We start from the raw sequence: 12,051 nt of genomic DNA on the forward strand, positions 1-12,051 counted from the left end.
GAATTTTATGAAAAGCATCCATCCTTTTATGCTTACAGCTTTTATGCTCGTTAATATTGCTGTTTTTGCTCAACCCAAAACACCAGATTGGGTAAGCAAGGTAGGCGCTAGAAAATTTAGTTTCAAACAGACTAATTACTATGCAAATAAGTATGGAGCGATAAACGATGGTAAAACTTTGGCTACAAATGCCATTCAGAAGGCCATTGATGACTGTGCTGCAAAAGGTGGAGGTATAGTTTCTTTTGAAGCTGGCAAGTACCTTACGGGATCAATTTTTATTAAAAAAGGCGTAAACCTAAAGATTGATGAAGGTGTTGAAATTTTGGGTAGTCAGCATATTAAAGATTATCCTGAAATCGATACACGTGTGGCTGGCATCGAAATGAAATGGCCTGCGGCGCTAATCAATATTCTAAAACAAGATAAAGCTTCAATTTCAGGCAAGGGATTGATTAATGCGCAAGGTAAACCATTCTGGGAATATTACTGGAATTTAAGAAAAGAATATGACCCGAAAGGGTTAAGGTGGATTGTAGATTATGATGCTAAACGCCCAAGAACGATATTGGTCGAATCGGCCAAGGATGTAGTGATCAAAGATATTCATGTGCAACAGGCCGGATTTTGGACGGTCCAGATTTTGTACTCTTCTTATGTAACGGTAGATCATATTACCATTCGGAACAATGTAGATGGCAGTGGCCCGAGTACAGATGGAATTGACGTCGATTCTTCGTTGTGGACACTGATTGAAAACTGTGATATTGATTGTAACGATGATAATTTTTGCCTTAAAGCCGGTCGCGATTGGGATGGACTAAGGGTAAACCGACCAACCGAATATGTGGTGATCCGCAATTGTGTGGCGCGTAAAGGAGCAGGCTTACTTACTTTGGGTAGCGAAACATCAGGGAGTATCCGCCATGTGTGGGCTACCGATCTGGTAGGCTATGGAACGGGTAATGCAATTAATATTAAATCGGCCAAAACAAGAGGAGGTACGGTAGAGGATGTATATTTCGGTAACATTACCATGCATGGTGTGGGCAATGTGATTCAGGTAAATCCAAACTGGAATCCTGCTTACAGTTATTCTACTTTACCCGCGGGATACCATCCAGATTCTATCCCCGCACATTGGACCAAACTTTTAACCCATGTAGAACCGGCGAACAAGGGCATACCTAAAATACAGAACATCAACGTGTTTAATGTTACCGCTACGGGCGCTAAAAAGGCAATCAATGCCATTGGTTTTTCAGAAACCATACTGAAAAACTTTAATCTCTCAAACCTGAAAATAGAAGCAGCTACTGCCGGAACGATCGATTTTGGGCAAAACTGGACCTTTGATCGGGTAAATATTACAACGGCAGATCAAAGCGCATTGAAAGTAAGTAATTCAGTAAGTGTAAATCCTTAGCCGTTTCGAAAAAATGAAAAGATTTTACAGCTTATGTTACTGCCTAGGTTTATCTGTAAATACACTTTTTGCACAGGAAATTTATCCGCCAATCTTAAAATCGGGAACCTGGCACAATGAAAATGCAAGCTTACGGTACCGTCCGGAGGGAAGAGATTTTGTTATCCATAACGGTACAAGAAGGTTTACGAGAGCCTTATATGGAACCAATACAGCGTTCCGGGTAGAGGCTGGCGATTTGCCTGAGTTTGCTTTGTATATGCCAGCTATGGGCGGTAACCTGCAGTTTGGCTTACTTGATGGCAATAGCAGCAAATGGCTGATTAAGGCAACAGATATTACCGCCAGGTATCGTCCAGGATCGATGATTTACACGATAAAAGATCCATTGTTAGGAAATGGAACTCTTCACTTAACTCTCTTTGCATTGAGCAATAGTGACGGTATGGTATTAAAAGCCAGTTTTGAAAATGTGAAAAAAGGAGTAGAACTGCTTTGGGTTTTCGGTGGAGCAAGTGATAAAAAGTTTAGCCGTAGTGGCGATATGGGGGTAGATCCCGAATCTTCTTTTTACCTCGAAAAACAAAACTGTAAGGATAATTTATTTACGGTTACAAAAAACAGTTTCGAGCTCCAATATGCTAAAATCAAAAAAATAAGTGGAATTTTTCCTGCCGAAATCAGAATTGCTGATGCTGCTGATTTATCTTCTCCTTTAACATTAGATCAATCTAAAACAACGCAGAATCCAGTAATTACCGGAAAAATAAGCATAGAAAATGGTAAAAATTTTTATGTATTGATCCAAAATCCTGAAAAAGACAATGCTCCTAAAACATGGGACAGTGCTACCCAATTTATAGAATCAGAAAAGAAACGTAAAATTTTAGCCGATCGGATACAGGTTGATACACCAGATCCCTTTTTCAACAACATTGGTGGTGCTTTGGCCATGGCTTCGGATGGAATTTGGGAAGCGCCATCTTATATGCATGGTGCCATAGGCTGGCGGATGCGTTTGCCAGGTTGGCGTGGGCCTTACACCGCCGATCCCCTAGGTTGGCACGATCGGGCACGAACGCATTTTGATGCCTATGCCAAATCGCAGGTGCTCAATCCGGAAAGCGGACCTGTTTTGGCCGATACTGCCTTTAACCTTTCGCGATCAAAAGAGGCCATGGGGACTGCAATGTTCAGCAATGGTTACATCAGTCGCGAACCGGATGGAAAATCGATCAGACCGCACCATTACGATATGAACCTGGTGTACATCGACCAGCTGCTGTGGCATTTTAACTGGACAGGCGATTTAGCCTATGTAAAAGAAATGTGGCCCGTAATTAAACGGCACCTGGCTTGGGAGAAAAGAGTTTTTGATGCGGATGATAACGGTCTATATGATGCCTATGCAGCCATTTGGGCAAGCGATGCATTGCAGTATAGTGGTGGAAGCGGAACACATAGTTCAGCTTATAACTACCGTGCTAATTTAATTGCAGCCAAACTTGCCCGTTTGATCAATGAAGATCCAGGTGTTTATCAAAAAGAGGCCGACAAAATTTTAAAAGCCATGAATGCCCAACTCTGGATGCCAGAAAAAGGCTGGTTTGCAGAATATAAAGATGTTTTAGGTCTACAGCAATTGCATCCGGCTGCAGGTTTATGGACGGTTTATCACAGTATAGATTCGGAGGTACCAGACGCTTTTCAGGCCTGGCAGAGTTTAAGGTATGTTGATACCAATATCCCACACATCCCGGTAAGGGCTAAAGGACTTGAGGACAAAGGTTATTATACCCTATCAACCACAAACTGGATGCCTTACGAATGGTCGTTAAACAATGTGGTTTTAGCCGAAGTTACCCACACGGCACTGGCCAACTGGCAAGCTGGCAGGACTGAAGAAGCCTTTAAACTTTGGAAAAGCGAACTATTGGCCAGTATGTATATTGGTGGAAGTCCGGGTAATTTTGCCCAGGTTTCCCGCTATGATGCCATTTTAGGAGAGTCGTACCGCGATTTTGGCGATCCTGTAGGCATTAATTCAAGAACACTTGTTGAAGGGCTTTTTGGTGTGGTGCCTGATGCGCTGAATAAAACTTTGCTCATCAGACCAGGTTTACCGCAAGAATGGGATCACGCGGCCCTAAACATCCCTGATCTTTCTTTTTCTTTTAAACGGAAAGGATTAGTTGATACCTATGAGCTATTGCCGAGATTTGCCATTAGGCTCGGACTTAAAATGAGCATTAAAGCCAGGAGCAATCAATTAAAATCGGTTAAGGTCAATGGAAAAGAAGTAAAATGGAAAAATGTAGCCGACGCAATTGGCTTACCCGAAATCGAGATTGAAAGCGCAGTAGCAAAAGATTATCGGGTGGAGTTAACCTTGGGCAGCGAGGCAATTAGCCATCCTAAAATAAATACAGCCTATACCTTTGGTTCGAAACTGGAGATCGATTTTATTAAGGCTAAAATTGTTAAAATATTCGATCCACAGCAGGTGCTTAACAATATAAATACAAGTGAAAGTAAACTTAGTGCAAATCTTCAGGGCGAACCAGGCGACCGTACTTTTTTTGCCCAGATTACAAATGGTCAGTTTACATATTGGTTTCCTGTTTGTTTCAAACTGAAAGAGGTGGTGAAAAAGCCAGATCAAATTTTAGATTTAGCTTCTAAACAATGGGTGGGTAAAAAGCTTGAAACACAAGATTTATCCACTTATTTTAACGATCAAGTTGGTGAGATTTTTAACCATAAATACCTGTCTCCACGGCCACAAACTACAACTTTACAATTGGCCTGGCAGGGCATTGGCGATTGGACACATCCTAAATTAAAACCCGAAATTAATGATATGGGCTTGCGCAAATTGGCGGGCGCAAAAGGCGAATTTTTATTGCCTTCTGGCGTGGTTTTTAAAACACCATCAGATAGCACTTCAAAAAATATCATTTACACCTCTCAATGGGACAATTTTCCCCGGAAAGCAGAAATTCCACTTTCGGGTAAAGCGAGTGGCATATTTTTTCTTCTCGCCGGAACAACCAACCCGATGCAAAGCAGAATGGATAATGGAGAAATTGCGGTTCATTATACCGATGGCTCTACTGAAAAACTTCCTTTGCGTAATCCAGAAAATTGGTGGCCAATTGAGCAGGATCTTTTTACAGATGGTTTCGCTTTCGATACAGGTGCAGCAAGGCCTGTTCGCGTGCATCTAAAAACAGGAAAAATCGTAACCGCACAAGATGGCGACAGCTGGAACGGAAAGGACATAAAAGGAGGGGCGGCAACAGCATTGGGCCTAAAGCTTGATCCTAACAAAACATTGGCTAAGGTTACCTTATCGGCACTTTGTAATGATGTAATTATTGGTTTAATGGCAGTAACCTTGGTCCGTTAGTTTTTGAATAATGTGTTATAAAAGCTGGATATCGAAAAGAGTAATATTGCCGATCATAATGATTTGCTTGCCTTTTTTCTCCGTTTTTGCACAGTTTAAAAGCAATATAGCCCATTATTCAACAGAGGATGGTCTTTCTCATGATGGTGTGCTTTGCATTACCCAAGACCACGATGGTTTTATGTGGTTTGGTACTTTTGATGGTTTAAACCGTTTCGACGGGACAAATTTTGTGGTTTACAAAAGCCGGCCTGGCGATACCTCTAACCTGCGAAGTAATAAAATAAGGGAAATAGTAGAAGATAAATCTGGTTACCTATGGGTGAAAACCTACGATTTTAAGATTTATCGTTTCGATAAGCGTACTGAACAGTTTTTACCTGTTTCTGATGGGCCTTTTAAAGTGTTTTTTAAAGATCAGGTAATTATTGACCATATGGTGCCTGATACTAAAAATGGAGTCTGGCTGCTAACCGAAAATCAAGGGCTTTTATATGCTGTAAATCACGCAAAAGGACAACCAGATGTTATTCAGTTTGCTAAAATGCAGCATTCTGCACGGCAGATTAAAGGAAATGCAGTAAAATTCAGGTACTGCGATGAAAAACAAAGGATCTGGGTAGGCACCGAAGGCGGATTGAACTGTCTACAACGGAATAACAATGGTAACTACCAGGTGATCAGGTTTTCTGAGCCTATTGAAAAAATGCTTTCTTCTTTTGCTGTTAACTGCGTTGCCAAGAGTAAAGAATCGCTTTATTTTGGCACTGGCGATGGTAATTTATTAATCTACGACCTAAGGACGCAATCTTTTCAGGTTAAACAGATTAGTAAGGGAACTGCATTTAATTCCATTCTTTATTCAAAAGCAGGTCTGATTTATATTTCCACCATGGGGAAAGGAATGCTCACGGTTGATCCCATCAGTTTTAAAGTAAGCCAATCATCTGGAAGCAAAGAAAATTATTTATCCCTTAACGAAGATCATTCAGGATTAATCTGGATTGAGCCACAGGAAAACGGAATTATAAAGTACGATCCTAAAACACAACAGTATAAATATTTTAGTCAAAAAAGAGATTTCAATTTCTCGAGCCGCGATTATAGTGTAGTTGCCGATGCAAACGGGATATTGTGGGTAAGCATGAAAGGGGGCGGTTTCGGCTACTATAATCCACAGCGCGATGAGATTGATTATTTTTATGATCAGCCTGGCTCTTCAGACCAAAAGTTTTCCAATATTATTACGAGTTTATATGTAGATCGACTGGGTACCCTTTGGATGAGTGCACGCGATGGTGGGATTAATAAAGTGGTTTCGCTTACCGATAAGTTCAATTATCATCGTTTGGTTAATGACCCAAATAACCGCTCAGAAAATGAAGTAAGGGCCATGATGCACGATCAGAAAGGGCGCTTATGGGTTTGCAGTAAAGATGGCCGGATTCGGGTTTATGAAAATGACAAAGAAGTTGATGTTTTTGGAAAGGGAAATAAACAGATAGACGCGGTTTATAGCGTCATAGAAGATAGTAAGGGCAATGTTTGGTTGGGGACAAAAGGTGATGGCCTGTTTAAAGCCACACCAGCCGATCAAAAACGGAATCTTTATACGCTTAAGAATTTTAGGAATAACCCTTCGGATATAAATAGTTTGAGCAGCGACCTGGTTTATTCGGTTATTGAAGATTCGAGAGGGCGCATTTGGGTAGGCACATTGGGCGGCGGCATTAACTTATTGGTCAACATCGATGGTAAAGAAGGTTTTAAGCATTTTTACAATGCTTTTCATAATTATCCATTTGGCTGGGCCAAGGTTATCCGATATTTATTAGAAGACAACAGTGGCAGGATATGGATTGGAACAAGCAATGGTTTGTTACGCTTTGACCCGAACAAACCAGTTACCAATGGTTACCGGTTTTTAGCTTACCGTAAAATCCGCGGAGATCATGCCAGTTTGGGGAATAACAGCGTACAGTATATTTACAAAGATAAAGCTGGCGGCATCTGGATTGCTACTTTTGGTGGTGGATTAAATAAAGTAATCGCCGATCCGAAAAATCCTGATGTATTGCGTTTTGAGGTTTTTACTACACAAAATGGACTGGCGAATGATGTGCTGCTAAGCATGAGTGGCGATAAAGAAGGTAACATCTGGATTGCTACGGAACGCGGTTTATCCAGGTTTAACCCAAAACATAAAACATTCAAAAACTACGATTCTTTCGACGGATTGCCAAAAGTTGGCTTTTCTGAAGCGACCTGTTTTACAGCAAACAATGGGCAGCTTTATTTTGGTCTTACTGATGGTTATATCAAATTTAATCCTTTAAAAATTGCCGATCAGCGTACTTCAGCGAAAATGGCGCTGACCAAAATTCAACTGTATTATAAGGATATTGATCCCGGAGATAAAGATTCTCCTTTAAAATTTACCATCAACGAAACCAAGTCGCTGGTACTCAACTACGATCAAAATGTAATCAGTATTGATTACACGGTGCTCGATTATCGTGCTTCCAACAAAATAACCTATGCCTATAAACTCGAAGGTTTCGATAAAACCTGGCACCAGGTAAACGATCTGCGAAGGGCAACCTATACCAACATTCCGCCAGGTACCTATACCTTTAAAGTGAAGGCTACAAATGATGATCTTTTTTTAACCCTGCCCGAAAAAACGTTAGAAATCATTGTCCATCCACCTTTTTATTTAAGCTGGCCGGCTTATCTGGTTTATTTTTTGCTGACTATTGTTATCGCTGTTTTAGCAAGGCGGATTATTGTAACCATGATCAGGTTACGCAATAAAGTTTTGGTAGAACAGAAATTAACGGAGGTTAAACTCTCTTTTTTTACCAATATCTCGCACGAACTCAGAACGCCGCTTACATTGATTGTAAATCCCTTAGAAGAAATATCGCGTAATGAAAAGTTATCAGATAGGGGGAAGGAATTTATCAATGTGATCCACCGAAATGCGAACCGGATGATCAGGTTTACCAATCAGTTACTTGATTTTAGAAAATTGCAGAATGGAAAAATGCAGCTTAATGTTGCTGAAATTGATTTATTGGCTTTATCAAAAGAGGTGGCCAGCCATTTTTCTGCCATGGCCGATGAGAAGCAGATTAAATTTGATGTTTTTGCAGATCAGCAAACGGTTTTGGCCTGGGCAGATGGAGAAAAGATTGAGATTATCCTTTATAATTTGCTCTCCAACGCATTTAAGTTTACCCCATCTCATCGAAAAATCTGGATAGAGCTAAAAGTGGATGAAGAAACCAGTGAGATATTGATTCTCATTATTGATGAGGGCAAAGGTATTTCAACAGATAAACTGGAGGAAATATTTGAAATCTATCACGAAGAAAGCATTACGGCAGATATCAGTTTAAAAGGGACAGGAATTGGTTTGGCACTGGCCCGTGGATTGGCTTTAAGTCACCATGGCAAGCTCTGGGCCGAACAGCACAGCGGTGGGGGGATGATTTTTACCTTGCAATTAAAATCCGGATATACACATTTCGATGCTTCGGAAGTTAACTTTACGGTAAAGAGCAATCAGGAAGAACCGCTAAGTTTAAGCGTGCCTGCGCGAAACCAGGTGTCGCCAATCAATTCGAATACCAATGGCCTACACCCGCAATTGTTAATTGTAGAGGATAATCCTGACCTCCGAAACTTTCTGGAGCTTAGGTTTAAGGACCATTATCGTGTTAGCACAGCTGTCGATGGCGCTGAAGGTTTTGAAATGGCTTTGGCCATACTGCCCGATCTGATTATCAGCGATGTAATGATGCCTAAAATGGATGGCATCCAAATGCTCGATCAGTTAAAAAATGATGCTGCTACCAGCCACATCCCAGTAATTTTACTCACCGCTAAATCTTCTATTGAAAGCCGGATTGAAGGCTTAAAATATGGTGCAGATATTTATTTAACCAAACCTTTTAATACCGATTTTCTCTCTGCGGCGATTGATAATTTGATCCTGTCGAGGAAAAAACTCTTCGAGCAACTCTCCGATAGACAAGCGCAGCGTATTGTATCCCTTCAACCCGATGAAATTGTAATTACCTCAAAAGATGAAACTTTTTTGAAAGAGATTATCAAAATTGTGGAGGAGCGGATGATACAATCCGATTTTAATATCGATGAAGTTGCGGCAGCAATTGGTATGGGCAGAACAACTTTCTATAAAAAACTGAAGAGTTTGACCTCATTGAGCCCTGTAGAATTTGTACGCGATATGCGCCTTAAACGCAGTAAACAACTGTTAGATTCGGGTAATTGCACCGTTTCGGAAGCAGGTTATCTATCAGGTTTTAACAGTTTGCCTTATTTCAGTACCTGTTTTAAGGAGAAGTATAGTGTTTCGCCGTCGGCTTATCTAAAAACAATGGTGCATAGTTAGGTTAAAATTGGTTCTGGTTTTTTCCCGCAGATTTAAGGTGATTTCCGCAGAAATTATGATTGATTTTACGCTGCGAAATCAGCGGGAACCAAAAAGTAGAAAGGTTTACACTTTTTTCCGCAGATTAAGAAGAACCACCAGATTTAATAATTATTGTTTTACTCCACGGTAATCTGCCAAATCAGCGGGAAAAATCTCCAAAACCACTCTTTTTACCAAATAACGAAAGCAATCCGTCAATTTCTGAAAACTCATTTTAGCAGTTTGAGATAGATTTGTATTGAATAACCAAATATATAACTGAACAAGTAAGCCGATAGCTTAAAGATTTACATTGAATTTTATTAGAAGGATATCCGTCTGCAATATCCTGGGTTTAGCGCAGAAATGAAAAACAATTTTATTTCTCAACTGCTTTGCTGTATTCAATTTTTCTCTTCCGCCACTGCTTACTTAAACCTGTACTAACCAAATAATTTATGACCAGACTTTTTACAAGTTCGTGTTGTTTTCTGTTTTTTCTGACCGTTTTATCAGGATGCCAGAAAAAAGAATTTGATGCATTTTATGAGCGCCCAGCAGGTTTGGGAGATCCTATTTACCAACAGCTTGAAGCAAGGGGGAATTTTAAACACTTAACCGCGGTAATTGATAAAGCAGGTTATAAAGATATTTTAAGCAAAACAGGCTGGTGGACTTTTTTTGCACCGAATGATGCGGCTTTCGAGCGTTTTTTTAAAGATCAGAATATTAAAGGTACTGCCGAGATCAACGATTCGATGGCTACCTCAATCGTAAAATATGCATTGGTGTACAATGCTTACCGCAAAGATCAGTTGAGTAACTACCAAATGGCGGGCGGAGCAGAAACCGGACTTGGTTTTGCCTTTAAAAGAAAAACTGCTTATTACGATTGGGTACAACAAAAGGGTGATGGGGTAAGGGCAAAAGTTATCGCCACTAACCGAAATGTGCAATCGGTTAGGGGTGTAAATACTTCTGCTTATGTAGATGGCGATAATAACAATAAATACATCCCTTATTTTACCACGGCATTTATGGCCACAGGTGGTATGAGTGCCGGCGATTATAACGTATTTTATCCAGGTTCTACCTATAATGGCTTTAATGTAGCTGCTGCAGCAGTGGTAAATATGGATATCAGTGCCGAGAATGGCATGATCCACGAGGTAGACCGTGTTACCCTACCTTTAAAAAGCATCGACCAATATATCAGTAGCAATGCCAATTACAGCGAGTTTAAAGCACTGCTCGATTCGCTAAAGTTTTATGTCTCTAATGCATACCAAACCCACCGCAACTTTGTAGCCACGGGCAGCTCCGATTCGGTATATGTAAAAGGCTATAACGGTTTACTGGCTTATTCAATTAACAATGAAAATTATCAGCAGCCTGGGGTAAACAGCTATCTGGCTAACGAATCTCAAAAATCAAGCTGGACCATCATGGCGCCAACCAACGAGGCTTTTAGGGCCTACCGGAAAAAAATATTGGCCAAGTATGGTAATTCATTCTTTAAAAGTACTCCTCCAAGTATAGTAATCGATTTCATCAATTCGCACATGTGGCCAACAGCTTTATGGCCGAGCAAATTTGCTCAAGGTCAAAATTACCTGCTCGAAACCACAACACTGAGCTTAGATAATGCCGTTGATAAACAGATTTTGAGCAATGCCGTTTTTTATGGGGTAAACCAGGCACACAGTTCGAATGTATTCAGAACGGTTTATGGTGTGCCTTATCTTGATCCGGCAACCAATCTTACTTTATTGGCCTATGCTGATGGAGGCTCAGGTGTTAAGATTTATACTACACAACCAGGCGTAAGACAAACCTTATTGGTAATGCCCGATGCCGTGGTAACTGCAGCAGGTTACCGTTATAACGAAGGTAGTATTGGTACCACAACTACTGCTTGGGGCTACCGTACTTCGCCAACAGCAAGTTATTCGCATAACCAGATTTACCGTGATAATGCCTTTCGTTTGTTTAAAACAGGCATTTTGCTTACCCCAACAGGAGAATTAACCAGTTTAGGTGGTTCAGGTATTGTTGAAAGTCAGAGTGGTGATTACGTACGCTACCGCAATGGAAAAATCCAGACCAGCGGAACAGTTGATACTGGTATCGATATCAACATTACCAAAACAGATGCAACTTCGATAAATGGCATTGTATATTATGTTGATGCGCCATTGGCTTTTACTGATAAAAATGTAGGTCAGCACTTGCAAAATCTTGCCACCAGCGATCCTACACGCTTTTCGTCTTTTTATTGGTTTGTTTCTACCTCTTCACTCTACAACGCTACCACCAAAGCCATCTCAGGAATGAATACAGGCATTGATAATAAATATACGATGCTGGTACCTGATAATGCGGCTATTACACAAGCCATTAAAGATGGTTTATTACCTGGAACAAAAGCTACAGGTGCTTTACCTACAGCAGCGCCAACTGCTGAGGCGCAGAAAGATCAGGTAAGAAAATTTATCCTTTACCACATCATCAATGGCGAATCGGTTGCAGTTGACGGAAAAAAAGCAGATAACTATTTAACTCTTTTACAAACAGAGTCTGGAGACAATACATTGCTGAACATTTTGAATCAGCCAAGCAACCTGATTATCACCGATCGGGCGGGGCGCACTACGCAGGTAAATTTCAGTTCGAGTAACCAACTCTCTAACCGTACCCTTATCCATTCCATTTCCAATTATCTCAATTACAATAAGTAACGCCTACAGATAAAATTAGATTATATAAGATGAAAAT

4 protein-coding genes are annotated in these 12,051 nt (G+C 40.6%); all 4 read left to right on the top strand.

Going from position 1 to position 12,051, the window contains the following annotated elements:
* The first annotated feature begins 7 nt into the window (after positions 1 to 7).
* The gene (locus ASU31_RS18885) at positions 8 to 1,426 is read left to right on the top strand and encodes a glycoside hydrolase family 28 protein (RefSeq protein WP_057933841.1); all 1,419 of its coding nucleotides are present in this window, start codon (positions 8 to 10) and stop codon (positions 1,424 to 1,426) included.
* 13 nt (positions 1,427 to 1,439) lie between these two features.
* Positions 1,440 to 4,835 (top strand): DUF4450 domain-containing protein, encoded by a 3,396-nt coding sequence (locus tag ASU31_RS18890; protein WP_057933842.1) that lies wholly within the window; start codon positions 1,440 to 1,442, stop codon positions 4,833 to 4,835.
* 58 nt (positions 4,836 to 4,893) lie between these two features.
* Entirely contained in the window at positions 4,894 to 9,255 is a 4,362-nt protein-coding gene (locus tag ASU31_RS18895) for a hybrid sensor histidine kinase/response regulator transcription factor (RefSeq protein WP_167346206.1), read from the top strand.
* A 479-nt stretch (positions 9,256 to 9,734) separates the two neighbouring features.
* Positions 9,735 to 12,014, top strand: coding sequence for a fasciclin domain-containing protein (locus ASU31_RS18900; protein WP_057933844.1), 2,280 nt, complete (start codon positions 9,735 to 9,737; stop codon positions 12,012 to 12,014).
* Positions 12,015 to 12,051 lie beyond the last annotated feature (37 nt).

Source organism: Pedobacter ginsenosidimutans, from assembly GCF_001442625.1.
In the GTDB taxonomy this organism is placed as follows: Bacteria; Bacteroidota; Bacteroidia; order Sphingobacteriales; family Sphingobacteriaceae; genus Pedobacter; species Pedobacter ginsenosidimutans.